The organism is Streptomyces sp. 840.1 (genome assembly GCF_003751445.1).
GTDB lineage: Bacteria > Actinomycetota > Actinomycetes > Streptomycetales > Streptomycetaceae > Streptomyces.
This window is the reverse complement of sequence record NZ_RJUU01000003.1, coordinates 339,270-363,848: the sequence shown is the minus strand read 5'-3', so window position 1 is coordinate 363,848 and position 24,579 is coordinate 339,270. Positions and strand designations below refer to the sequence as shown.

The 24,579-nt window shown below is 72.1% G+C and carries 22 protein-coding genes and 1 pseudogene; 14 read left to right on the top strand and 9 right to left on the bottom strand.

What is annotated here, in order from left to right; genetic code table 11:
- Positions 1-45 precede the first annotated feature (45 nt).
- The 5 genes from EDD93_RS34075 to EDD93_RS40565 all read left to right on the top strand — a co-directional run bounded on the left by EDD93_RS34075 (position 46) and on the right by EDD93_RS40565 (position 6,573).
- Complete coding sequence (locus tag EDD93_RS34075; protein WP_123529961.1) at positions 46-2,727, top strand: beta-N-acetylglucosaminidase domain-containing protein; 2,682 nt, start codon at positions 46-48, stop codon at positions 2,725-2,727.
- 212 nt (positions 2,728-2,939) lie between these two features.
- Positions 2,940-3,908, top strand: coding sequence for an NADPH:quinone oxidoreductase family protein (locus EDD93_RS34070; RefSeq protein ID WP_123529959.1), 969 nt, complete (start codon positions 2,940-2,942; stop codon positions 3,906-3,908).
- Positions 3,905-5,092 (top strand): acyl-CoA dehydrogenase family protein, encoded by a 1,188-nt coding sequence (locus tag EDD93_RS34065; protein ID WP_123529957.1) that lies wholly within the window; start codon positions 3,905-3,907, stop codon positions 5,090-5,092. Before EDD93_RS34070 ends, EDD93_RS34065 begins: the two co-directional genes overlap by 4 nt.
- Positions 5,089-6,207 carry an acyl-CoA dehydrogenase family protein gene (locus EDD93_RS34060; protein WP_123529955.1) on the top strand — a complete coding sequence of 373 codons (1,119 nt, stop codon included), beginning with the start codon at positions 5,089-5,091 and terminating at the stop codon, positions 6,205-6,207. Before EDD93_RS34065 ends, EDD93_RS34060 begins: the two co-directional genes overlap by 4 nt.
- 171 nt (positions 6,208-6,378) lie before the next feature.
- Positions 6,379-6,573: a hypothetical protein gene (locus EDD93_RS40565; RefSeq protein WP_024489726.1), complete on the top strand. Its 195-nt coding sequence runs from the start codon at positions 6,379-6,381 to the stop codon at positions 6,571-6,573.
- Between the two features lie 30 nt (positions 6,574-6,603).
- Here the strand turns inward: EDD93_RS40565 and EDD93_RS34050 are convergent.
- Positions 6,604-6,963 (bottom strand): annotated as a pseudogene (locus tag EDD93_RS34050) (MerR family transcriptional regulator); the annotation flags it as partial.
- Positions 6,964-6,989: 26 nt separating this feature from the next.
- Positions 6,990-7,760 (bottom strand): SDR family NAD(P)-dependent oxidoreductase, encoded by a 771-nt coding sequence (locus tag EDD93_RS34045; protein WP_123529953.1) that lies wholly within the window; start codon positions 7,758-7,760, stop codon positions 6,990-6,992.
- 251 nt (positions 7,761-8,011) lie between these two features.
- Between EDD93_RS34045 and EDD93_RS34040 the strand changes: the two genes are divergently transcribed.
- Positions 8,012-8,770, top strand: a complete 759-nt coding sequence (locus EDD93_RS34040) for a hypothetical protein (RefSeq protein WP_123529951.1) — start codon at positions 8,012-8,014, stop codon at positions 8,768-8,770.
- 22 nt (positions 8,771-8,792) lie between these two features.
- On the opposite strand, the gene EDD93_RS34035 is transcribed toward EDD93_RS34040, so the two are convergent.
- From EDD93_RS34035 to EDD93_RS34025, 3 genes are all read right to left on the bottom strand, one after another.
- The gene (locus tag EDD93_RS34035; protein WP_123529949.1) at positions 8,793-9,155 is read right to left on the bottom strand and encodes a DUF779 domain-containing protein; all 363 of its coding nucleotides are present in this window, start codon (positions 9,153-9,155) and stop codon (positions 8,793-8,795) included.
- A 133-nt stretch (positions 9,156-9,288) separates the two neighbouring features.
- On the bottom strand, positions 9,289-9,987 hold the full coding sequence (locus EDD93_RS34030; RefSeq protein ID WP_123529947.1) for a response regulator: 699 nt from the start codon (positions 9,985-9,987) through the stop codon (positions 9,289-9,291).
- Positions 9,984-11,582: a sensor histidine kinase gene (locus EDD93_RS34025; protein ID WP_123529945.1), complete on the bottom strand. Its 1,599-nt coding sequence runs from the start codon at positions 11,580-11,582 to the stop codon at positions 9,984-9,986. Before EDD93_RS34025 ends, EDD93_RS34030 begins: the two co-directional genes overlap by 4 nt.
- Positions 11,583-11,800: 218 nt before the next feature.
- On the opposite strand from EDD93_RS34025, the gene EDD93_RS34020 reads away from it, so the two are divergent.
- The 3 genes from EDD93_RS34020 to EDD93_RS34010 are packed head-to-tail and all read left to right on the top strand — an operon-like array spanning position 11,801 to position 14,562.
- Entirely contained in the window at positions 11,801-12,616 is an 816-nt protein-coding gene (locus EDD93_RS34020; protein WP_123529943.1) for an ABC transporter ATP-binding protein, read from the top strand.
- Positions 12,606-13,469 carry an ABC transporter permease gene (locus EDD93_RS34015; protein WP_123531582.1) on the top strand — a complete coding sequence of 288 codons (864 nt, stop codon included), beginning with the start codon at positions 12,606-12,608 and terminating at the stop codon, positions 13,467-13,469. The genes EDD93_RS34020 and EDD93_RS34015 overlap by 11 nt, the downstream gene beginning before the upstream one ends.
- 55 nt (positions 13,470-13,524) lie before the next feature.
- Positions 13,525-14,562, top strand: a complete 1,038-nt coding sequence (locus EDD93_RS34010; protein WP_123529941.1) for an ABC transporter substrate-binding protein — start codon at positions 13,525-13,527, stop codon at positions 14,560-14,562.
- A 109-nt stretch (positions 14,563-14,671) separates the two neighbouring features.
- On the opposite strand, the gene EDD93_RS34005 is transcribed toward EDD93_RS34010, so the two are convergent.
- The gene (locus EDD93_RS34005) at positions 14,672-14,989 is read right to left on the bottom strand and encodes a hypothetical protein (protein ID WP_123529939.1); all 318 of its coding nucleotides are present in this window, start codon (positions 14,987-14,989) and stop codon (positions 14,672-14,674) included.
- A gap of 225 nt (positions 14,990-15,214) precedes the next feature.
- On the opposite strand from EDD93_RS34005, the gene EDD93_RS34000 reads away from it, so the two are divergent.
- A complete protein-coding gene (locus tag EDD93_RS34000; RefSeq protein ID WP_123529938.1) occupies positions 15,215-16,075 on the top strand; it encodes a PepSY domain-containing protein in 861 nt (286 codons plus the stop codon).
- A gap of 69 nt (positions 16,076-16,144) precedes the next feature.
- On the opposite strand, the gene EDD93_RS33995 is transcribed toward EDD93_RS34000, so the two are convergent.
- Entirely contained in the window at positions 16,145-18,046 is a 1,902-nt protein-coding gene (locus EDD93_RS33995; RefSeq protein ID WP_123529936.1) for an ABC transporter ATP-binding protein, read from the bottom strand.
- A gap of 284 nt (positions 18,047-18,330) precedes the next feature.
- Here EDD93_RS33995 and EDD93_RS39805 point away from each other — a divergent pair, with 284 nt between their 5' ends.
- The 4 genes from EDD93_RS39805 (at position 18,331) to EDD93_RS33980 (ending at position 21,521) form a co-directional block, all read left to right on the top strand.
- Positions 18,331-18,492, top strand: a complete 162-nt coding sequence (locus tag EDD93_RS39805) for a hypothetical protein (protein ID WP_185092667.1) — start codon at positions 18,331-18,333, stop codon at positions 18,490-18,492.
- A gap of 185 nt (positions 18,493-18,677) precedes the next feature.
- Positions 18,678-20,513 carry a SpoIIE family protein phosphatase gene (locus tag EDD93_RS33990; protein WP_123529934.1) on the top strand — a complete coding sequence of 612 codons (1,836 nt, stop codon included), beginning with the start codon at positions 18,678-18,680 and terminating at the stop codon, positions 20,511-20,513.
- 89 nt (positions 20,514-20,602) lie between these two features.
- The gene (locus EDD93_RS33985; protein WP_123529932.1) at positions 20,603-21,277 is read left to right on the top strand and encodes a TNT domain-containing protein; all 675 of its coding nucleotides are present in this window, start codon (positions 20,603-20,605) and stop codon (positions 21,275-21,277) included.
- A 7-nt stretch (positions 21,278-21,284) separates the two neighbouring features.
- Complete coding sequence (locus tag EDD93_RS33980) at positions 21,285-21,521, top strand: hypothetical protein (protein WP_123529930.1); 237 nt, start codon at positions 21,285-21,287, stop codon at positions 21,519-21,521.
- A 78-nt stretch (positions 21,522-21,599) separates the two neighbouring features.
- Here EDD93_RS33980 and EDD93_RS33975 read toward each other — a convergent pair whose 3' ends face one another.
- On the bottom strand, positions 21,600-22,565 hold the full coding sequence (locus EDD93_RS33975; RefSeq protein WP_123529928.1) for an ABC transporter substrate-binding protein: 966 nt from the start codon (positions 22,563-22,565) through the stop codon (positions 21,600-21,602).
- A 1-nt stretch (position 22,566) separates the two neighbouring features.
- Positions 22,567-24,525 (bottom strand): proline/glycine betaine ABC transporter permease, encoded by a 1,959-nt coding sequence (locus tag EDD93_RS33970; RefSeq protein ID WP_123529926.1) that lies wholly within the window; start codon positions 24,523-24,525, stop codon positions 22,567-22,569.
- Positions 24,526-24,579 lie beyond the last annotated feature (54 nt).

Here is a 24,579-nt window from a genome sequence, read left to right as displayed (position 1 = left end):
TTGTGTTGCGCGACTCTGATGACTTGAGTGATCAATGGAGGATCTGTGACGCCTCGCCCACCTCGTCTCACCGCCCTGGCCGCCTCGGCGGCCCTGCTCGTCGGCGGCCTGCTGGCCGCCGGTCCCTCCGCGCAGGCGGCCGGCAGCACCGGGGCCGGCGCCCCGACGAAGGCCCGGAACAGCAGCCAGGGGACCCCCGTCATCACCCCGACGCCGCAGTCGGCCGAGAGCCGGCCCGACCGGATCACCATCACCCCCACCGTCACCGTGGTGGCCGGCGAAACGGCCGACGAGTCCTCGCTCTCCGTGGTCGGGACCGCCCTGAAACAGGCCGGTGCGCAGCGCGTCGTCCGGAGCACCCGGGCCGCCACGAGCGGGCTCACCGTGCATGTCGGTGACGCCGCCGCGCTCGCCGCCCAGAAGCTCGAAGGCACCACCGGGCTGCCCGCCGACGGCTACGTCCTCGGCATCGGGGCGGGCCGCATCGTCCTCGCGGGCAAGGACACCACCGGCACCTACTACGCGGCACAGAGCCTGCGCCAGGTACTGCCGCACCGGAAGGGGGCGGGCGCCCGTGTCGGCGGACTCGCGGTGCGCGACTGGCCGGGCACCGCGCTGCGCGGCGTCATCGAGGGGTTCTACGGCACCCCCTGGTCGCAGCAGGCGCGGCTCGACCAGCTCGACTACTACGGCGAGCACAAGATGAACATCTACGTGTACTCGCCCAAGGACGACGCCTACCTCCGCGACAAGTGGGGCGACGCCTACCCGGCCGACCAGCTGGCGCAGATCGAGGAGCTCGCCGACCGGGCAGTCCAGCGGCACGTCGAGTTCACCTACGCGCTCTCTCCCGGCCTGTCGGTCTGCTACAGCTCGGAGGCGGACACCAAGGCCCTCGTCGACAAGTTCCAGACGATCTGGGACATCGGCGTACGGACCTTCGCCGTGCCGCTGGACGACATCAGCTACACCGACTGGAACTGCGACGCCGACAAGGAGAAGTGGGGGACCGGCGGCGGGGCCGCGGGAGCCGCGCAGGCGTACCTGCTGAACCGGGTCAACAAGGAGTTCATCGCCACCCACCCCGGTGCGCAGCCACTCCAGATGGTTCCCACCGAGTACTACAACATCAGCGAATCCCCGTACAAGAAGGCACTGTCCGGGCAACTCGACCCGGACGTGCTCGTCGAGTGGACGGGCGTCGGAGTCGTCGCACCGACCATGACGAACGCCCAGGCCGACGCCGCCCGCAAGGTGTTCGGGCACCCGATCCTGACCTGGGACAACTACCCGGTGAACGACTACGCGACCGACCGGCTGCTCCTCGGCCCGTTCAACGGGCGGGAGAAGGGGCTGCCCGGCAGGCTCGCCGGGATCACCGCCAACCCGATGATCCAGCCGTACGCCTCGAAGCTCTCGCTGTACACCGTCGCGGACTACTCCTGGAACGATGCCGCGTACGACCCGCGAACCTCGTGGGGCAAGGGGCTCAAGGAGTACGCGGGCGGCGACGCCCGCACCGAGCAGGCGCTGCGCGCCTTCGCCGACGTCAACTACAGCTCGGCGCTCAACACCGACAAGGCACCGGAACTGGCGGCCGAGGTCGCCCGCTACTGGAAGTCCGGCGACTCGAAGCGGCTCGCCACCGTGCTCGGAAACCTCGGCGCAGCCCCCGCCCGGCTGCGCGCGGCACTTCCGGACCGGGGTTTCATCGACGACTCCGGCCCCTGGCTGGACGCCACCGAGGCCTGGGCTACCGCGTCCCGCACGGCCCTGCGCATGGTCGAGGCGGCCCGCGCCGGGAACGGCGCACAGGCCTGGGAGCTCCGGCAGCAGCTGCCCGCCCAGGTCGAACGGGCCACGTCCTTCGTGTACACCGGCCTCGGCGGCGGCAAGGTGCCGGTCCACGTCGGTGACGGAGTGCTGGACGGGTTCGTCGACGCGGCCACCGCCGAGCACGACCGGATCCTCGGCGTGAGCGGCCGCCCCGCCGCTTCGACGAGCCTGGGCACGTACCAGGGCAACATCGCCGCCCGGATGCTCGACGGCGACGACGCCACGTACTTCTGGAGCGACGGGGCGCCCGCCGTCGACGATCAGTTCACCGTCGACCTGGGCGGGTCCAGGGACATCGGCGACATCACGCTCGCCATGGGCAAGCCCGGCAGCACCGACGACTACCTGCACGAGGGCGTGCTGGAGTACTCGGCCGACGGCACGAGCTGGCAGCCGCTGACCGCCTTTTCAGGCAAGCCCGACGTCGCGGCGACCGCGCCCGCCGGTACGAAGGCCCGCTACGTGCGGGCGCGGGCGACTGCGGCCCAGACCAGCTGGGTCGTCGTACGTGAGTTCCACGTCGCGACGACGGACGGCGCGGTCACCGGCAACCCGCCCGCGGCCACCGGATCCGCCATGGGCTCGGCGGCCGACGGGGACCCGGGCACGGTCTACCGCGCCGCGCGGGCCCCGCAGGCAGGCGAGTTCCTCGAGGTGGGGCTCGGCAGCGCGCGTGCGGTCGGCTCGGTGACGGTCCTGCGGCCGGCCGGTGCCGAGGGTGCGGCGGACATCCAGCTGCGGAGCGCGGACGGCGAATGGCGGACCGCCGGCAGGCTCGGCGGGGCGTACACGGACATCGACACGCACGGCCGGAGCGCCGACGCGGTGCGGCTGGCCTGGCGCGGGGGTGCCGGGGCGCCGCAGATCGCGGAGGTGGTGGTGGGCGAGTAGCGGGGCGGCCCGCAGTGCGCCCGGCGCCCGCGAGCGGGCGGGGCCGGGCGCACGGTCATGCCACGGCCCGGGGCCCCGTCGTCCGTCCTTCGCGGCCCGGCATGTCACCGTCCGGCGGAAGCGGTCACCCGCAGGTTGTTCCCAGAGGGGCAAGCGACCGCTTAGTATGCGCCGGAGCAGTGGTAATGCCGACAGTGTTGTGGAGGCCCCTCATGCAGGCATGGCGAGTGCACCGGAACGGCGAGCCGAGCGAGGTGATGCGGCTGGAGGAGACGGACCGGCCCACGCCCGGCGACGGGCAGGTGCTCGTCGAGGTGCTCGCGGCAAACATCAACTTCCCCGACGCGCTGCTCTGCCGAGGGCAGTACCAGGTGCGGCCCCCGCTGCCGTTCACGCCCGGCGTGGAGATCTGCGGCAGGACGCCGGACGGCCGCCGGGTGCTCGCCACCCCCGCGCTGCCGGACGGCGGGTTCGCCCAGTACGTCGTCGCGGACGAGGCGGCCCTGCTGCCGGCCCCGGAAACCCTGGACGACGCAGAGGCCGCCGCGCTGCACATCGGCTACCAGACCGGCTGGTTCGGGCTGCACCGGCGGGCACGGCTGCAGGCCGGTGAGACGCTGCTCGTCCACGCCGCAGCCGGCGGCGTCGGCAGCGCCGCGGTCCAGCTCGGAAAGGCCGCCGGCGCGACCGTCATCGGCGTCGTCGGCGGCGCGGAGAAGACCAAGGCGGCCACCGCCCTCGGCTGCGACCTGGTCATCGACCGGCGCACCGACGACATCGTCGCGGCCGTCAAGGACGCGACCGGCGGACGCGGCGCCGACGTCGTCTACGACCCGGTCGGCGGCGACGCGTACGCCAAGTCCGTGAAGTGCATCGCCTTCGAGGGCCGGGTGATCGTCGTCGGCTTCGCCAGCGGCGTGATCCCCACCCCGGGGCTCAACCACGCCCTGGTGAAGAACTACTCGGTCCTCGGACTCCACTGGGGCCTGTACAACACCAAGGACCCGCAGGCGGTCCGCGACTGTCACCGGGAGCTGACCCGGCTCGCCGCCGAGGGCGTCGTCAAGCCGCTGATCAGTGAGCGCGTCGCGATGGACGGCGCGGCGGCCGCGGTCCAGCGCGTCGCCGACGGCACCAGCACCGGCCGCATCGTCGTCCTCCCGTCAGGAGCCGCCCGATGACCGCCCCCGACGCCGCGCGACTGCGCCGCCTCACCCGGGAACTGCTGGCCACTCACCCCCCGGCCACCACCGACCGCACCGACTTCCTCAGGGCCCGCTTCGACGCCGGACTCGCCTGGGTGCACTACCCGGCCGGACTCGGCGGCCTCGACGCGCCGCGCTCCCTGCAGACCGTCGTCGACGCCGAACTCGCCGCGGCGGACGCGCCGGACAACGACCCGCGCCGTATCGGCATCGGCCTCGGCATGGCCGCCCCGACCGTCCTCGGCTACGGGACCGACGAGCAGAAGAAGCGGTTCCTGCGCCCCCTGTGGGTCGGGGACGAGGTGTGGTGCCAGCTGTTCAGCGAGCCGGGCGCCGGCTCCGACCTGGCCGCCCTCTCCACCCGCGCCGTCCGCGACGGGGAGGACTGGGTGGTCGACGGGCAGAAGGTCTGGACGTCCAGCGCCCATCTGGCGCGCTGGGCGATCCTCATCGCCCGTACCGACCCCGACGTGCCCAAGCACCGCGGCATCAGCTACTTCATCTGCGACATGACCGACCCCGGCGTAGAGGTGCGGCCGCTGCGGCAGATCACCGGCGAGGCCGAGTTCAACGAGGTCTTCCTCACCGGCGTTCGCATCCCCGACAGCCACCGGCTCGGGCCGGTCGGTGAGGGCTGGAAGGTCGCGCAGACGACGCTCATGAACGAGCGCGTCTCCATCGGTGGAGCGCGCATCCCGCGCGAGGGCGGCATGATCGGACCGGTCGCCGCGACCTGGCGCGAGCGCCCCGAACTGCGTACCCACGATCTGCACCAGAGCCTGCTCACCCTCTGGGTGGAGGCCGAGGTCGCCCGGCTCACCGGGGCGCGCCTGCGCCAGCAGCTCGTCGCCGGACAGCCGGGCCCCGAGGGCTCCGGGATGAAGCTGGCCTTCGCCCGGCTCAACCAGGAGATCAGCGCCCTGGAAGTTGAACTCCTGGGTGATGAGGGCCTGTTGTACAGCGACTGGACGATGCGCCGGCCCGAACTCGTCGACTTCACCGGCCGCGACGCCGGTTACCGCTACCTCCGCTCGAAGGGTAACTCCATCGAGGGCGGCACGAGCGAGGTACTGCTCAACATCGTCGCCGAACGCGTGCTCGGCCTGCCCGCCGAACCGCGCAACGACAAGGACGTCGCCTGGAAGGACCTGTCCCGATGACTGTACGGACCGAAGAGAGCCAGGCGCCCGATCTGCTGTACTCGGAGGCCGAGGACGACCTGCGCGCCGCCGTCCGCTCGCTCCTGGACGCCCGGTGCGACGCGCCGGCGGTGATCGCCCGCACCGAGTCCGGCACGCCGCAGGACCCGCAGCTCTGGAAGGCGCTCGCCACCGGCATCGGCGCTGCCGGACTCCTGGTGCCCGAGAAGCTCGGCGGACAGGGCGCCGGACACCGCGAGGCCGCCGTGGTCATGGAGGAACTCGGGCGCCGCGTCGCCCCCGCGCCCTACCTGACCAGTTCCGTCGTCGCCACCGAGACGCTGCTGGCGCTCGGTGCCCAGGACGGGCCGGTGGCCGCACTCCTCGCGGACCTGGCTTCGGGCCGCAAGGTCGCGGTACTCGCGGTGCCGTTCTCCGCAGCCGCGCCCGGCCCGCCCACCGTGACCGCGCAGCTCGACGGCACGCTCGGCCCGATTGCCGACGCGGCCGCCGCCGATGTGCTGCTGGTCCCGGCCGCCGACGGGCTGTACGCCGTCCCCGCGGACGCCGAGGGCGTCGCCGTCGAGCCGCTCGTCGCGCTCGACCTGACCCGCCCGCTCGCCACCGTCACCCTGGCCGGGGCCACCGGAACCCGCCTCGCGGACGCCCCGGCAGGCCGGGAAGCGGTGCGCGCGGGGCTGCTGGCCGGAGCCGGGCTCCTCGCCTCCGAACAGCTCGGGCTCGCCGAGTGGTGCCTGACCGAGACGGTCCGGTACACCCGCGAGCGCCGCCAGTTCAACCGCCCCGTCGGCTCGTTCCAGTCGCTCAAGCACCGCATGGCCCAGCTCTGGCTGCAGGTCGTCTCGGCGCGGGCGGCGGCGCGCAACGCGGCGGACGCGCTGGCCACCGGCAGCCCCGACGCGCCGCTGGCGGTGGCCGTCGCGCAGGCGTACTGCTCCGGGGTCGCCGTCCACGCGGCGGAGGAGTGCGTTCAGCTCCACGGCGGAATCGGGATGACCTGGGAGCACCCGGCGCACCTGTACCTCAAGCGCGCCAAGGCCGACTCGATCGCGTACGGCACGGCGGGCCGCCACCGAGGGACCGTCGCGGAACTGATGGAACTGCCCGCGCCGTGACGCGGCCGGGCGGCCCCGGCAGTTCCGGCTGACCGGGAGCCGCCCGGCACCCCGCGCGTGTTCGCCCAGCCCTACCCGTTTGGCGGACACGCCAGTGCGCCGGATGGCCTCTGCGCTACGCCAAACTGGCCGCCGAATGCCGCAATTCAGGCGCGGCGGAGGAGGTTGGCCATGGCCATTTCGATCTCACTGGTACTGCTTCTGCTGATCCTGGCGGTGATCTTCCTCCGCAACGGCGGACTGAAGATCTCACACGCGCTGGTCTGCGGCCTGCTGGGGTTCTTCCTCGCGGGGACGAGCATGGCGCCCACCATCCAGGAGGGCCTCACGGCCACCGCCGACGTGGTGAGCAGCATCCGGCCCTGACCCCGTCGCCGCCCCGGTGGCTCTACCCGGCGGGGCCGGGTCACCGGGCAGCGCCCGAAGCGCCTCGGCCAGCCGGTCCCGGGCCTCGGTCTGGGCGGCGATCCGCGCGTCGAGGACCGCGAGCCGCTCGCGGGCGATCCGCAGTCCGAGCGGCGAGGGCGGGGAGGCGACGACATCGCCGTCCAGGCAGGGCAGGAAGGCCCGGACGTCGTCCAGCGTGAGCCCGGCGGCCAGCAGATGGCGGATGTTGCGGACCCGGACGACCGCGCGCGCCTCGTACACCCGGTAGCCGTTGGCCGCCCGCCGGGAGGTGATCAGCCCGGCCTGCTCGTAGTGGCGCAGCGCACGCGCGGTCGTGCCGGTGGCCCCGGCCAGCTCGCCGATCAGCACCCCCACCACCTCCCCGTTCACTCTTATCACGCGACCACGGCACCGCCGTCGACCGGGAGAACCGCACCGGTGATGAACGAGGCGTCGGGCGAGGCGAGATACGTGATCGAGCGCGCCACCTCCTCGGGGGTGCCGCGCCGCCGCATCGGAGTGTGCGCCAGCTGCCACTCCCGCAGCGCCGCCAGCTGCTCCGGCGTCAGCCCCTGGTGCTTGCCGATCGGGGTACCGATCGCACCGGGCGCGACCGCCACCACGCGGATGCCGCGCGGCGCGAGTTCGACCGCCCAGGTGCGGGTGAACAGCTCCATGGCCATCTTGGTCGCGGCGTAGACGGAGCCGTTCGGCCAGCCCCGCTGCCCGATCGACGTACTGATGTTCACGATGACGCCGGCGGAGGCCTCCAGCAGGGGCAGCGCGGCCCGGGAGAGCAGGAGGGGTGCGACCAGGTTGGTGGCCAGCTGTGGCTCGATGATCTCGGTGGTCACGGCGTCGAGGGCGGCGCTGCGGACCACCGCGGCGTTGTTGACCAGTACGTCGAGCCGCCCGTACGTCTCCTGGGCGGTGCGGACGATCCGCTCGGGCTCGCCGGGGCCGGTGATGTCGGCCACCAGTGGCACGATCCGGTCGTGCCCGGCGGCGGTCTCTCCGAGGGGGCCGGGGCGCCGCCCGATGACGAGGACCGTGGCCCCCTCGGCGGCGAAGGCGTGGGCGGTGGCACGGCCGATGCCGGTCCCCGCACCGGTGATGGCGACGACGCGGTCGGCGGAAGGCCTGGAAGGTGCTGAGCTGCTGTTCATGCGGCAATCGTTCAACCCTGCCGCCAACGGCAAGGTCAAGCAGCGGCTCGTCACCGCACACGAATGATCCGGTATACAAGGGAACTTTCCTATTTCGGTCAGTTCATTGCCTTGTGCGGCTGTACGGGGGCCTCGGGCATTCGGGTATGAAACGGTCCGGTGGGGTGCGGGACACCGCGTACCGTATCCCCGTCCGGCACGGCAACGGCTGCCGGGCGCCGCACCGAGCGAGGGACCCGGAGAGCGCAGCCATGTCATTGCCCCCACTGGGACGCGAACCGGCCGCCGTGCACCACGAGCACTGCAACAGCAGCCGCTGCTGCCGCTGCCAGCAGCGGCCCTGGACGACGGCCGTCGGCTTCGAGCGGCTCTGCGGCCTGTGCGCCTCCTGCTGCCGCGAGTGCGGCCGGGCCCCCGCCCGGCACCTGGACGGACTCGACCACGGACTGTGCGGCGACTGCCGGGGCCTGTGCAGCCGCTGCCGCACCCCACTGTCGGCGGACGGGGATTGCCAGTGCCGCAAGTGGCAGCGGGCGGGCGCGGATCCCGTCGGCTACCTCCTGCACGCGCTTCCGCAGCCCCTCATGAGGGAGTTCGGCGGCCGCTACCCCGCCGAACTCGTCGAGATGATCCAGCGGGAGCTGGGCCGGCGCACCCCGGACCAGCTCCTGGACCGGGTGGAGCGCCGGTGGAACGCACGCTGGGCCCACACCCTCCAGGAGAAGGACGAGGACGGCCGGCGCCGCTGGCCGCCCCTGGAGATCGCCGGACACCTGCTGACCTCGGCACGCTGCGAGGACTCCCGGTGCGAGGACGGCAGGCTGCTCCACAACGACACCGCCTGCCCGCGCTGCGGGCAGGCGCTGCACCGGTTCGTGCCCGCCCAGGCGGACCGCAGGGCCACCTCGGACCGGGCCAGGAGCACGGCCGCCGAGATCCGCCGCGAACTCCTCGACCGGCGGACGAGCGCGCGGCGTGGACCCGGCGGTGCGCGCGGGCCCCGGGCCTGACGCCCGGCCCACGCGCATCCGGTCAGCCGCCCACGAGCCGCGACCGGATCAGGAACCGCACCCCCTCCGGGGCCTCCAGCGAGAAGCCGCTGCCGCGGCCCTCCACCACATCCACGATCAGCCGGGTGTGCGCCCACACCTCGGACTGGCTCCTCGACATCCAGAACGGAACGGTCTCCGCCATCCCGTCGACCTCCAGGGAGGCGAGCAGTACGTCGGAGCCGCCGGTGCGGAACTCCCCGTCCTGGTAGCACATCGGCGCGCTGCCGTCGCAGCAGCCGCCCGACTGGTGGAACATCAGCGGCCCGTGCAGCTCGCGCAGCCGCCGCAGCAGATCCGCGGCCGCGGGTGTGAGCTCCACCGGCGGCGCTTGCGCGGAGCTCATGGCCGCACACCCTCGCATCGGTTCACGGATCGGTCTCCTTCCGGGCACCGCGGGGATCGCGGTGCGTGCATGGCCCCCATGCAACCCGGCCGGACGTTGCAGAGAGGTTGCGCGCTTGCGGGGGAGCGGTCCCTCAGCCGGCCACCGCCCAGGCGTAGCGGTGCTCCGGGCGGCCGGTGTCCCCGTACTTCAGGGTCAGGCTGATCCGGCCCGCACCCTCCAGGTACTTGAGGTACCGCTGGGCGGTCGACCGGCTCAGACCGGCCCGCGCGGCGACCTCGTGCGCGGACAGCGGCTCACCGGCCGCGAGCAGCACCTGGCGGATGACATCGGCGGTCGGCGCCGAGTGCCCCTTCGGGAGCCCGGCCGCGACGACGGACTCCGAGGTGCGCAGCGCCCCGAAGATCTGGTCGACCTGCTCCTGACCGGCCTCGCCGCGACGGCTCTCCACACCGTCCAGGGTGCGGCGCAGCGTCGCGTAGCTCTCCAGCTTGGAGCGCAGGCCACCAAAACTGAACGGCTTGACCAGGTACTGCAGGGCGCCGTACCGCAGCGCGGTCCGCACCGTCACCACGTCGCGGGCGGCCGTCACCATGATCACGTCGGCGGGGTGGCCGAGCTGACGCAGCTGACGTACCAGCGTGAGCCCCGTGCGGTCGGGCAGATAGTGATCGAGCAGGATCAGATCGACATGTTCGCGCTCCAGGACGGACAGCGCCTGCGCGGCCGTGTGGGCGCGGGAGACGACCCGGAAACCGGGCACCTTGGTCACGTAGGCCGCGTTGATCTCCGCCACCCGGAAGTCGTCGTCCACCACCAGAACGTCAATCACTGCCACTCTCCCGCTTCGACTCGCTGCCGGACGGCGAGCGCCTCCGGCAGGACGACCGTGAAGACCGCGCCGCCACCGGCCCTGGCCGTGACCCGGGCCGCGCCGCCGTAGCGCTCCGCCAGGCGCCGCACCAGCGCCAGCCCGAGCCCGCGCTCCCGGTGGGCCGGGGACTCCTTGGTGGACCACCCCTCGGTGAAGATCTGTTCCCGCATGCCGACGGGCACTCCGGGGCCGTCGTCGCTGACCCGCAGGACGGCGGTGGTGCCCTCGGCGAGCAGCTCCACCTCGACCAGCGTGGCGACGTCCAGGGCGTTGTCGATGAGGTTGCCCAGTACGGTCACCAGGTCGCGCGGGTCCACCACGACGTCGGGCAGCCGGGTGGCGGGGGAGACCAGCAAGGACGCGCCGCGCTCGGCGGCGACGGCGGACTTGCCCACCAGCAGTGCCGAGAGCAGCGGATCGTTCACGCGCTCCGCGACCTGCTCGGCCGAGGCACGGCGGCCGTCGGACACCTCGGTGACGAAGTCCACCGCCGCCTCGTGCCTGCCCAGCTCCAGCAGGCCCAGCAGGGTGTGCAGCCGGTTGGCGTGCTCGTGGTCCTGGGCGCGGAGCGCGTCGAGCAGTCCGTGCGTGGAGTCCAGCTCGCGGCCGAGCAGTTCGAGTTCGGTGCGGTCGCGCAGCGTCACGACGGCGCCGCCGTCGCCGGTCGGCATCCGGTTCGCGATCAGCACCCGCCCCCGGGAGACGGTGAGCAGATTCGCGCCGTCGACCCGGCCCGCCAGCACCTCCGTCGTACGCCCCGGCGGCAGCACCTCGCCCAGCGTCCGGCCGACCGCGTCCGGGGTCAGCTCCAGCAGCCGCTGCGCCTCGTCGTTGAGCAGCCGGATCCGCCCGCGCGAATCGAGGGCGAGCACCGCCTCGCGGATGCTGTGCAGCATCGCCTCGCGCTCGTCCAGGAGCGCGGAGATGTCCGCGAAGGCCAGCCCGTGCGTGTTGCGCTGGACACGGCGGGAGACGACGAGGGCCGCCAGTACCCCCGCCGCGAGCGCGGCCCCCGCGTACTGCAGGAGCACCGGAATGGTGCCGAGCAGCCCCTGCCGGACGCTCGTGTACGCGATGCCCACCGAGACGGCCCCGACCACGGTGCCGGCCCGGTCGCGCAGCGGGACCTTCGCGCGGGCGGAGCGCCCCAGGGTCCCGATGTCGATCTGCATGACCTCGCGGCCGGCCAGCGCCGTACTCGGATCGGTCGAGACGCGTTCGCTGATCCGGTCGGTCTCGGTGTGCGACCAGCGCACTCCCCGGGTGTCCATCACCACGATGTACAGCGCCCCGGTGGCCCGCCGGATCCGCTCCGCCTCCGCCTGTACGGGCCCGGCCGGATCGGGCCGGGAGCTGAGCAGCTTCTCCACCAGGCCGGGTTCGGCGGCGGTGGTCTGGGCGATGGACAGCGCCCGCCGCATCGCCTGGTCGTCGAGCTCGTGGCTGAGCGGGGCGAGGAAGAGCCCGGTGACGAGCATGACCACCCCCGTCGTGATCACCACCTGGGTGAGCAGCACCTGGGCGAAGACACGGCGGGGCCAGTGAATGCGCATGTCCGTGTCCTCTGCTCTCCCGCGGTCCTCGAATCCGGTACTCCGATCCGCTCGGTGTTAACGCAAGGTAAACGGCTCTGACCTCGCTGCCTAGCCCTCGTCTCCGCTTCGTTGTACGGCAGTGAGCACAATGAGCAGAACCCCGGGTAACGGGCAGAACCCGGAGTTGTGGGCGCAAGGCTCCCGCCGGGCCCGGAGCGCCCCTAGCGTCCCGCCCCATGAACAGCGAAACGAGCCCCGCCATCGAGCTGCGGGGGGCGAGCAAAGCGTTCCGGACTCCGTCGGGGGCGCTCCACACCGCCGTACGGGATCTGGATCTGACGATCGGCAGGGGGGAGTTCGTCGCCGTCGTCGGTCCGACCGGATGCGGCAAGTCGACCACCCTGACCCTGATCAGCGGGCTGGAGGAGCCCACCGAGGGGGAGGTGTTGGTCTCCGGCGAGCCGGTGCGCGGCATCGGTGACAAGGTCGGCTTCGTCTTCCAGCAGGACGCGGTCTTCCCCTGGCGGACGGTTCTGTCCAACGTCATGGCGGGCCCCCGCTTCCGGGGCGTGCCGAAGGCGGAGGCGAAGGAACGTGCGCGGGCCTGGCTCGACCGGGTCGGTCTGTCCTCCTTCGAGGACCGCTATCCGCACCAGCTCTCCGGGGGGCAGCGCAAGCGGGTCGCACTCGCCGCGACCTTCGTCAACGACCCGGAGATCCTGCTGATGGACGAGCCGTTCTCGGCACTCGACGTGCAGACCCGGGCCCTGATGTCCGACGAGCTGCTGGAGCTGTGGGGAGGCACGGGAGCCTCCGTCGTCTTCGTCACACACGACCTGGAGGAGTCCATCGCACTCGCCGACAAGGTCGTCGTGATGACCGCCGGACCGGCCACGGTCAAGGAGGTCTTCGAGATCGGCCTGCCGCGTCCGCGCAAGGTCGAACAGGTGCGCCTGGAGCCCCGGTTCCTGGAGATCTACCGCGAGATCTGGTCCTCGCTCGGCGAAGAGGTCCGCATCACCCGCGAGAGGGGTGCGGCCGATGCTGCCTGAGACCGTCACCAAGACCGCCGCCGCGAGCGGCACCGGCCGGACCGAGGCCAGGGCGCGGGCCGCACGCAACCGCAGGATGCTGGTACTGGCCAGCCGGATCGCCGTCCTCGTCGCGGTCGTCGGACTGTGGGAGTGGCTGGCCAGGACGGCCGTCATCGATCCGTTCAACTTCTCCATGCCGTCGAAGATCTGGGAGCAGATCCGTACCTGGGTGACCGACGGCACCGCCCAGGGCTCCCTGTGGGAGCAGATCTGGTACACGCTCTACGAGGCGCTGCTCGGCTGGGTCATCGGCGTGATCGCCGGTGTGCTGTTCGGTATCGCGCTCGGCCGGGTCCGCTTCGCCGCCGATGTCCTCGGCCCGTACATCAAGGTCCTCAACGCCCTGCCGCGCATCGTGCTCGCCCCGATCTTCCTGATCTGGTTCGGCCTGGGCCCGGCGTCCAAGGTCGCCTCCGCGGTCGTCCTGGTGTTCTTCCCGGTCTTCTTCAACGCCTTCCAGGGCGCCAGGGAGGTCGACCGCAACCTGGTCGCCAACTCCCGGATCCTGGGCGCCAGCAACCGGCAGGTCACCCTTCAGGTGGTCATTCCCTCCGCCACCTCATGGATCTTCACCAGCCTCCATGTCAGCTTCGGCTTCGCCCTGATCGGCGCCATCGTCGGTGAGTACATCGGCGCCACCAAGGGACTCGGTCTGCTGGTCGCCGCCTCGCAGGGCACCTTCAACGCGGCCGGTGTGTACGCCGCCATGGCCATCCTCGCGGTCGTCGCGCTGCTCGCCGAGGGGCTGCTCACCTTCCTGGAGAAGAAGCTCTTCCGCTGGAAACCGGCCGACGCCGACACCGCGCGCTGACCCTCGCCACCCTCCCTCCCCTCAGGGGAACCCTCTTCACAAGGACGTGAACCAGATGCGTATGTCCCCCCGGATCCCGGCACTCGCCGTCGCCGGAGCCCTCGCCGCGGCGAGCCTGACCGCCTGCGGAGGCGACTCCACCTCCGCGTCCGGCGACAAGAACGACAGCGTGAAGATCATGGTGGGCGGCCTGGACAAGGTCATCTACCTGCCCGCGATGCTCACCGAGCGGCTCGGCTACTTCAAGGACGAGGGAGTCGCCGTCCAGCTGCTGACCGAGCCCGCCGGCGTCCAGGCGGAGACCGCGCTCGTCTCCGGCGACGTACAGGGAACCGTGGGCTTCTACGACCACACGCTCGATCTCCAGGTGAAGGGCAAGCACGTCGAGTCGGTGGTCCAGCTCTCCCAGGCGCCCGGCGAGGTCGAGATGGTCTCCAACAAGGCGGCCGGCGACATCGGCTCGGCCAAGGACTTCAAGGGCAAGAAGCTGGGCGTGACGGGACTCGGTTCCTCGACCGACTTCCTGACGAAGTACCTCGCCGTGAAGAACGGGGTGCAGACCAGCGAGTTCACCCCCGTAGCGGTCGGAGCCGGCCAAACGTTCATCTCCGCGCTCCAGCAGGGCTCCATCCAGGGCGGTATGACCACCGACCCGACCGTGGCCACCATCCTGGACAAGAAGCTCGGCAGCATCCTCATCGACATGCGGACCCCGGAGGGGTCCAAGAAGGCGCTCGGCGGGCTCTACCCGTCCTCCAGCCTCTACATGCAGACCGAGTGGGTCAACGCCCACAAGGCGACCGTGCAGAAGCTGGCCAACGCCTTCGTGAAGACCCTGAAGTGGATGTCGACGCACAGCGCGGACGAGATCGCCGCGAAGATGCCCGCCGACTACGCGCAGGGCGGCGGCGCCGCGCTCTACGCACAGTCCATCAAGAACACCCTGCCGATGTTCACCACCGACGGGGTGATGCCCCCGGACGGTCCGGCCACCGTCGAGCGGGTCCTGAAGGCCTTCAACCCCAACCTCAAGAACGCGGACGTCGACCTCTCCAAGACGTACACGACGGAGTTCGTGAAGAAGGCCCACTGACCGGTGGAGCGGGTCCGCCTAACCGCACCGGTTCCCGCCGCGCGCCCGTACGCCTTCGCGTGCGGGCGCTCCGCCGGGTACCGGCTCGGACGGGCCCCGTGGTCGTGGCTTACTCGGAGGCGGTTTCGCCGGTCCGCCCGTCCCGCTCCGGGCACGCGGCCGGCACGGTGGCCGCCGCACCCCGCCGGACGGCGTTCACCACGGCCTCGTGCAGGGTCCGGCTCTCCTCCTCGGAGGAGCAGGGGACGGGGCTGCCCGACATGGTGAACCAGTCGGCCGCGTCGGTGTACTGCACGGTTATCTGTGCCGTGTCATCGGCCCATGTGGTGTGCACGGTCAGATCGCCCGACAGCGGCCCGACCTCTTCGGTGAGCACGCCGCCGTGCCCCGAATACACTCCGCGTGTCGTCCAGGACGCCCAGGTCATGCATCCAGGCTCGCACCAAAACGCCCGGATCGCGACCCGCGGGAGCCAATATCGGAAGCCGATTTCCCGTGGCACACCAGGGAACCGGTCCTCTCGCCGTCGCCCGCCCCTCGCACCGGCTCGCTGCGCCGGGGACGGGCGGGTCCGGGCCGGAACACGGTTGATCGGGTGACTCCGACCCGTCACCCCACATGCCGGGGCCGCACGGCGGTTAGGCATGCCGGCATGACCTATCACCCCCGACCGAAGAACACCGGACTCCTCCGCGCCCACCGCCTCCGTGCGGCCGGCGCCGCCTGCGTCGTCCTGACCGCGGCCCTGCTCACCGGCTGCGGCCAGGACAGCGGCAGCGCGTCGACGGGGACGGAGACCTCCGAAGCCGCGCGCGCCGTCCCGGAAGGGACGACCAGCCCCACGCCCAGCCCGAGCGCCTCGCTGACCAAGGACCAGGAGAAGCGCAAGAAGCTGCTGGCCTCCACCAAGATCACCTTCGACAAGGCCCTCACCACGGCCGAGGGAGCCGTCGCGGGAAGCAAGGTGATCGAACTCGACCTGAAGGGCCCGGGGAAGTCCGACGACGACACCGACGCGTCCGCGAGTGCGAGCGCGACCGCCGGCGCGTCCGAGTCCGCGAGTGCGAGCGCCTCCCCGTCCGGTGCCAGTTCCTCACCGAGCGGTGCCGGCGCATCGCCCTCCGGAGCGAGCGCCTCCCCGTCCGCCAGCCCCGCCGCCAAGGGCCCGGAGTGGGTGGCGGCCGTCGTGGCGAAGGACGGCACCGAGCACACCGTGCGCATCGACGCCGTCTCCGGCAAGGTGCTCCAGTCCGTCGAGGACCCGGACCAGGACGCGCAGGAGAAGTCCCGCACCGCCGAGCGCATCGCCAAGGCCACGCAGACGCCGCAGCAGGCGGCCAAGGCCGCGACCGCCAAGGCCAAGGGCACCGTCACCTCCCTCGACCTGGACGACAACGACAAGAACGTCCTCGTCTGGTCCGTCGACGTCGTCGCCAAGGACTTCAAGGAGACGACGGTCGACATCGACGCGGCCAGTGGCTCCGTCACCGGCGAGCACGTCGACAACGACTGACCCGGCCACCCCACGGCCCCGCACACGAGGCGCCCCCCGGTCCGCACGGACCGGGGGGCGCCTCCCTCGTCATTCGGCCGGGACGGACTCCGGGCGCGCGCCGTTCGCCGCCGGCGACTCGAACTGCGTCCGGTACAGCTCCTCGTACCGCCCACCCGCGGCCAGCAGCTCGCTGTGCGTGCCGCGCTCGGCCACCCGGCCCTCCTCGATGACCAGGATCAGGTCGGCCGCCCGCACCGTCGAGAGCCGGTGGGCGATCACCACGGCGGTGCGTCCCTCCAGCGCCTCCGCCAGCGCCTCCTGCACGGCCGCCTCCGACGTCGAGTCGAGGTGCGCGGTCGCCTCGTCGAGGATCACGACGCGCTGCTGGGCCAGGAGCAGCCTGGCGATCGTCAGCCGCTGCCGTTCACCGCCCGAGAGCCGGTAGCCGCGCTCGCCCACGACCGTGTCGAGGCCGTCGGGCAGCGAGGCCACCAGCCCGTCGAGGCGGGAGCGGCGCAGGGCGTCCCAGATCTCCTCCTCGCTCGCTCCGGGCCTGGCCAGCGTGAGGTTGGCGCGGACCGACTCATGGAAGAGGTGCCCGTCCTGGGTGACCATGCCGAGGGTCTCGCGGATCGAGTCGGCGCTCAGATCGCGTACGTCGACGCCGTTCAGCCGCACCGCGCCGGCATCGGTGTCGTACAGCCGGGGCAGCAGCTGCGCGATCGTCGACTTGCCCGCGCCCGAGGAGCCGACCAGGGCGACCATCCGGCCGGGCTCGGCACGGAAGGAGACATCGTGCAGGACCTCCGTACCGCCCCGGGAATCGAGCGTCGCGACCTCTTCGAGAGAGGCGAGGGAGACCTTGTCGGCGGACGGGTAGCCGAAGGACACCCCGTCGAACTCCACCGACACCGGGCCGTCCGGCACCTTGCGGGCATCCGGCTTCTCGGCGATCAGCGGCTTCAGGTCCAGGATCTCGAAGACCCGCTCGAAGCTCACCAGGGCGCTCATCACCTCGACCCGGGCACCGGCAAGCGCGGTCAGCGGGGCGTAGAGCCGGGTCAGCAGCAGCGCGAGCGCCACGACCGCACCCGGCTCCAGGCTCCCGCGCAGCGCGTAGTAGCCGCCGAGCCCGTAGACCAGCGCGAGAGCCAGCGCGGACACCAGGGTGAGCGCCGTGATGAACGTCGACTGCGCCATGGCCGTACGGATCCCGATGTCCCGGACCCGGCCGGCGCGAGCGGCGAACTCGGCGGACTCGTCGGCCGGACGGCCGAACAGCTTGACCAGAGTCGCGCCGGGAGCCGAGAAACGCTCGGTCATCTGGGTGCCCATGGCGGCGTTGTGACCGGCCGCCTCACGCTGCATCCGGGCCATCCTGGAGCCCATCCGCCGCGCGGGCACGACGAACACCGGCAGCAGGACGAGCGCGAGCAGGGTGATCTGCCAGGAGATGGTGAGCATCACCGTGAGGGTCAGCAACAGGGTCACCAGGTTGGACACCACGCCGGACAGGGTGTTGCTGAACGCCCGCTGAGCCCCGATGACGTCGTTGTTGAGCCGGCTCACCAGGGCCCCGGTGCGGGTCCGGGTGAAGAAGGCGACCGGCATCCGCTGCACGTGGTCGAAGACCGCTGTGCGCAGATCCAGGATCAGACCCTCGCCCAGGGTGGCCGACAGCAGGCGGGTCAGCAGGCCGAGCCCCGCCTCGGCCACGGCGATCAGGGCGATCACCAGCGCCAGCCGGGTCACCGTGCCGTTCTCCTTGCCCTGCACGATCGCGTTGACCACCCGGCCGGCCAGTACCGGCGTGGCCACCGCCAGCAGGGCGGTGACCACGCTCAGCACGAGGAAGCGGTAGAGCTCACGGCGGCGCGGCCGGGCGAAGGCGGCGATCCGACGCACGGTGGCCCGGGAGAACGGCCGGCGGTCCTGCTGGGCGCTCATCGCACTGTGCAGCGATGACCAAGCCGTGACTTCCATACTCATGCGTGCCTCCGGGGCGAATCGATGCTCCCGTCGACCGGACACGGCCCGGGGCGCAGACAGAACGCTAAGATCTCAAGTTGACTTGAGGTCAACCGTTTTCTCCGCGCCCGGCGCAGGATCTCATGCCCCGTCCGGCCCCCGGGACGGCAAACACAGCCGAAACCGGGTATCGCCCGCAACGTCCACTCCCCGGTGCCGCCCGCGGCCCCGACGGCGGACCACGTAGAATCGGCCCCTGTTTCCGGCCGAACGATGGCATACCCAACCGATTGAGGCAGTTCGACGTGAGTTTCACAGACAGTTCCGAGGCACCGATCTACGCCGGTCTCGTGGAGGAACACGGGGACGTTCTGGCGGAGGTGCGCCGAGTGGCTGAGGAGACTCTGCGCGAGGCCGGCCAGGCCGTCGACTTCAGCGACGTACGCAGGTCTGCCGCGTACCGCTGACGGGCCGGCCCGCCCCGTTCGGGCGTCGGCCCACCGCCCTTTCCGTCCCTTCGGATTCCCGCGCCCCGGCGCCCCGCACGGCTCCGTGCACCGCGCCGTCACGCCCCCTCGCACTGCGGACCCGGCTCCACCGTCGGAGCATGGTACGAACAGTCGGCGACGGACATCGGACGAAGGGATGCCGGATGGGTGGTGAACGGCATGAACCGCCGCCGGAGGAGTTCGAGGCCGAGCTGGACCAGATCGCCGAGCTGAACCGGATGGACGCCCCGTCCCCGGCGCCGCGGGACGGCCGGGGGAGCCGGCCCGCCGCCGAGGGCGTCCCGCCCGGTGATGCGGTCAGACGCCGCGACTCGCTCCTGCTCTCGGCCGGTCACGCGATCGGCGAGTCCGACTCGCTCGACGAGGCGCTGAGACTGGTGGCCGGGCTGTACGCGCCGGACTTCCCGCTCGACGGCCAGTGCGTGTTCGGAATCGGCGACGGGCACCTCAGCGCGCTGGCCCAGCACGGATTCCGGCCCGGAGGCATGGTCGACCAGGGCTTCCGGATGCCGATGACGACCGAATACCCGGCCGCCGAGGTCGCCAGGACCGGCCGGGCGGTGTTCCTGGCCTCGACGCGGGAGTACCGCGCCGCGTTCCCGGCCACCTGGCACATGTCGGCCCGCAAGGGCCGCAACGCCTGGGCCTTCCTGCCGCTGGTGACCGCCGGGCGGGTCGTCGGAGTATGGCTCGCCGCCTTCCGCTCACCCGTCCCCTTCAGTACGAGCGAGCGCGCCCTGCTGACCGTCACCGGCCGGATGGTCGGCCAGGTCCTCGAACGCGCACGGGCCGGCAAGGCGGAACTGGCCCTCTCCCGCGGCCTGCGCCGGAGCATGCGCGCCGCAGGTCCCGCTATGACCGGCCTGAGCGTCGCCACCCGCTACGTGCCGACCGGGGGAGGGCTCATGGTCGGCGGGGACTGGTACGACAGCATCGACCTGCCCAGCGGCCGACTCGCCCTGGTCATCGGAGACGTACAGGGCCACGATGTGCACGCGGCGGGGCTGATGGCCCAGCTGCGCACGGCCGTGCACGCGTACGCCGCCGAGGGGCACGGCCCGGACGCCGTACTGGCACGGGCCTCCCGCTTCCTGACCACCCTGGACGAGGACCGGTTCGCCACCTGCCTCTACATCGAGGCCGACCCGTCCACCGGCAACCTGCACATCGCACGCGCAGGCCACCCGCACCCCGTCCTGCGGACTCCGGACGGCACCTGCCTGATCAAGCACATCAGCGGCGGACTGCCGCTCGGCCTGATGCCCGGCGAGGAGGACTACCCCGTCGACACCCTGCGCCTGCACGACGGCGAGGTCCTGATGCTGTGCACGGACGGCCTGATCGAGAACGGCGGCCACGACATGTACAGCGGCTGGGTGCGGGTGCGCGACGCGTTCTCGCCCGGCCCCGTCGAGGACCTCGAAGCGATGGCGGACCGGCTGATGTCGGCCGTCCTCAGCCCCGAACCCGGCGCCCGGGAGGGCGCCGCCCGCGACGGCGACGACATCGCGCTCCTGCTGGTGCGCCGCGACTCCGTGAAGCCGCGCGCCGAGGTCGACAAGCGCCGCCTGGTACTCACCATCGGCCAGGACCAGGGCGAGGGCCTGGCCGAGGCACGCGCCGAGCTGAAGGCGCTGCTGTACGACTGGGCGCGGCCCGACCAGGTGGACACCGCGGTCCTCCTGGCGACGGAACTGCTCGGCAACGTACTCGTGCACACCGACCAGGACGGCTCACTCACCGCCTACGTCACCGGGGAGACCGGCCGGCGCAGACTGCTCGTCGAGGTCATGGACCGGGGCGACGAACTGCCCCACCAGCGGACCCCGGTCGAACTCGCCTCGTCGGGACGGGGGCTGCTGCTCCTTGACATCCTGGCCGACCAATGGGGCGTACGGCCCGAACCCGAGGGCAAGACCGCCTGGTTCGCCCTCACCGAGGCGTCCCCGCCCGATGCCGCGGACGGCACCGCGGTCTGAGAACGGCATGGTGTCGAGCCCCACGGTGACCGTGCGGCTACCCTTTGTCACCTCACTGGTAGATCATCAGTACTTGAGGGGACACCCGAATGCACCGCATGCGCACGGTACTTGCCGCGCTGGGCATCACCGCCGGACTGATCGCGGCGCCCGCCGCGAGCGCCGCGGCGAAGCCGGAGAACCGGCCGGCCGGCAGCATCGCCCGGCACGAGCCCTGCACCGGCGAGTTCCACGACGACGCCCGGCTCGGCCCGCAGTGGCTGCCGAACAGGAACCGCGCCCCGGTGGGCCCGCTCCTGAAGGGCTACGAGCGGACCGGGGGCCTCTCGCCGCAGGCCTTCCTGAAGAAGTACTGGGAGGGGCCCGCCGACTCCGGCAGCTGGAAGTACCCGCCCAACGACGGCTTCGGCGTGGTCAACGGCCAGGTCGACAAGGAGCCCTCGAAGCTGCGCCCCGGTCAGCGCCTGGACCGGTTCGGATCCGAGTACGGCGGGTTCCTGGCCCCGGCCGGTGACTCGTACGCGGAGCGGGCACTGCCGCCGCAGAACCTCAACACCCGTGAAGCGGCCTTCCCCTGCGACTACCGGGTGTACAAGGTCGCCAAGCCCTTCTGGGTGTGGCAGGGGAGCATCGCCCCCTGGTTCGAGCAGTCCGGCGGAGGCCAGCAGATCAAGCTCGACGCGGTCTTCCTCGACCCGGGCGAGGGCCAGCGGCTGAACGTCAAGTGGCTGCTGGAACACGGCTACCTCGCTCCCGCCGCCTAGCACCGGCATGGACCGCCGGGAACTGCGGGCCGCGCTGGACGCCGCCGGAGTGGCCGACGGCTACTACCGCATCGAGGGAGTCCACGAACCGGCCCCCACCCCCACCGACTTCCTGTTCCTGCGGCGGGCCCCCGACGGGGCGTGGGAGACCGGGGCGTACGAACGCGGTACGTACGAGGTGATCGCCCGGCACCCGAGCGAATCGGCCGGCTGCGCCCACCTGCTCCGCCTGCTCGTTCCGTAGCGAGCGAGCGAGCGGGCAGGCGAGCACGGCGGACGGGCGGGCCGTCCGGACGGGGACCCGTCCGGCCGGCCCGCTGCGTCAGCGGGGGATCCAGGCCCGCCACGTCCGCTCGTTCTCGTCGGCCCACTTCTTCGCCGCGTCCTCGGGCGACAGCTTCTGATCGGCGATCATCAGGGCGACCTCGTTCTGGTCCTCGGTGCTCCAGGAGAAGTTCCTCAGGAACCGGGCGGCCTTCCCGCCGCTGCCCGAGAAGCGGGCGTTGAGGTACTTCTTCAGCGGTGTCTGCGGGTAGGCGCACTCGACCTTCTTGGCGTCGGCGTCGCAGCCGTCCTTGTACGGCGGCAGCTTCACCTCCGTCATCGGCACCTTCTCGAACAGCCACTGCGGCTTGTACCAGTAGGAGAGGAAGGGCTTCTTCTCCTTGGCGAACTGCTTGATCTGGGTGATCTGCGCGGCCTCCGACCCGGAGAACACGACCTGGTAGTCCAGGCCGAGATTCCGCACGAGTGCCTTGTCGTTGGTCACGTAGGACGGGGAGCCGTCCAGCAGCTGGCCCTTGCCACCGCTCTCCGGCGTGCGGAACTGTGCGGCGTACTTGTTGAGGTTGTGCCAGTCCGTGACGTCGGGATGCTCCTTGGCGAAGTACGTCGGTACGAACCAGCCGATGTGCCCGGTGACACCGAGCTCGCCGCCCGGACTGATCGTCTTCTTGTCCTTGACGTACCTGGCCTCCTGGTCGGGATGGCCCCAGTCCTCCAGGATGGCGTCCACCCGGCCCTGGCTGAGGGCGTCCCAGGCGGGCACCTCGTCGATCTGGACGGTGTCGACGCGGTAGCCCAGCTCGTGTTCGAGGAGGTACTGGGCGACCGCCACGTTCGCCTGGGCGCCGACCCACGACTGCACGGACAGGGTCACGGTCTTCGCGCCCTGCGCGTTGGCGAACGGCGAGGACTGCTGGGTCATGTCGGCCGCGCCGCAGCCGGCCACGGCGACCAGGGCCGTGGCGGAGAGGAGCGCGACGAGCGGGGTACGCGGGCGAGCCATCTCAGGCCCCCTTTCCGAAGCGGCGTGCGGTCGGCTGGGTGACCCGGTCGAGCATCAGCCCGAGCAGGACGATCGCCGCTCCGGCGACCAGCCCGGTCGCCAGGTCGCCCTGGGCGAGGCCGAACACCGCGGAGTAGCCGAGCGCCCCGCCACCGACGAGACCGCCGATGACCACGACGGCGAGCACCAGGACGACGCCCTGGTTGACGGCGAGCAGCAGCGCCGGCCGGGCCAGCGGAAGCTGCACCTTCAGCAGCTGCTGGACGCCGGTCGCGCCGAGCGAACGCGAGGACTCCATCGTGACCGGGTCGACGCCCTTCAGGGCCTGGGTGGTGATGCGGACGACGGCGGGCAGCGCGTAGATGACGGCGGCGGCCACCGCCGGCGCGCGGCCGACGCCGAACAGGGCGACGACGGGGATGAGGTAGACGAACTGCGGCATCGTCTGGAACACGTCGAGGACCGGGCGCAGCAGCCGCTCCACCCGTCCGCTGCGCGAGGCGGCGATCCCGACGGCGAAGCCGGTCACCAGGGTCACCGCGACGCCGGCCAGCACCTGGGAGAGCGTGTCCAGCGCCGGGTCCCAGACGCCGAGCACCCCGATGGCGGCCATCGCGAGGACCGCGGTCACCGTGGTGCGCCAGGTGCCGATCAGCATGGCGAGCACGGCGATCAGCAGCAGCACCGCCCACCAGGGCAGCCACTGCAGTCCGTCGCGCACCGGGTCCAGCACCCAGGTGGTGAAACGTCCGGCCCAGTCCGCCGTGCCGCCGACGACCGGGACACCTGAGTACAGGTGGTCGGTCATCCAGCCGACGGCCCGGTTGACGGGCTCGGCCACCGCGACCGTCCAGCCGTCCGGCCAGCCCGTCCCGGCGACGAGGCGGGCCCCGACGGCGACGGCCACGGTGCCGGCCGCGGCGACGGCCCAGCCCAGCCGGGCCGATCCGGCGCGGGGTGCGGTGTCGAGCCCGTTGCCGGCCGCGCCGGTGACCCGGTCGAGGATCACGGCGAGCAGCACGATCGGGATTCCGGCCGCCAGGGCGGCGCCGACGTCCACGGAGGCCAGGGCCTGGTAGACGCGGTCACCGAGACCGCCGGCGCCGATCACGGAGGCGATGACCGCCATCGAGAGGGCCATCATGATCGTCTGGTTGAGGCCGAGCAGCAGTTCCCTGCGGGCGAGCGGCAGCCGGGCCGTCAGCAGCCGCTGCCGTCCGGTGGCGCCGAGCGAAGCGGCCGCCTCCATGACGCCCGCGTCCGCGTCGCGCAGCCCGAGGGCGGTCAGCCGGGCCATCGGCGGCGCAGCGTAGACGACGGTCGCCAGCACGGCGGCCGGCACTCCGATGCCGAAGACGAGGACCACCGGCAGCAGATACGCGAAGGCCGGCATCACCTGCATGGTGTCGAGCACCGGCCGCAGCACGCGGAAGAACCGGTCCGACAGTCCCGCGGCCAGGCCGAGCAGCGCGCCGAGCGCCACGGACACCAGGACCGCGACCACCATCAGCGCCAGGGTCTGCATGGTCGGCACCCACATGCCGAGCAGCCCGCAGCAAAGCAGCGCCGCCACGGCGGACAGGGCGAGCCGCACACCCGCCACCCGCCACGCGATCAGCCCGACCGCCGCGGTGACCCCGGCCCAGCCGGCCGCGAGCAGCACCAGGTAGACGGCGCGCACCGAGAGGACGACGCCGTTGCTGATGTGCCCGAAGAAGTAGAGGAACAGCGGGTGCGTGTCGCGGTTGTCGATGATCCAGTCGCTGACGCTGCCGAGCGGACCGGTGAGGTCGACGGTGAGGTCTCCGGGCCAGGCGCCCCGGCCCGCCAGGACGGTGCCCAGCGCCAGCAGTACGACCGTCGCGGCCAGCACAAGTGCGGTGCGGTGCCGCGCGAGGGCGGCGGCGGCCCCGGACGAGCCGAGGCCGGTGGGGCGCGCGGGGGTGGCGGTCGCGGTCATCGCGGACACCTCCGGCTCGTGGGGGAGGGCGTCCCGTGCCCGGGGCGGCGGGCG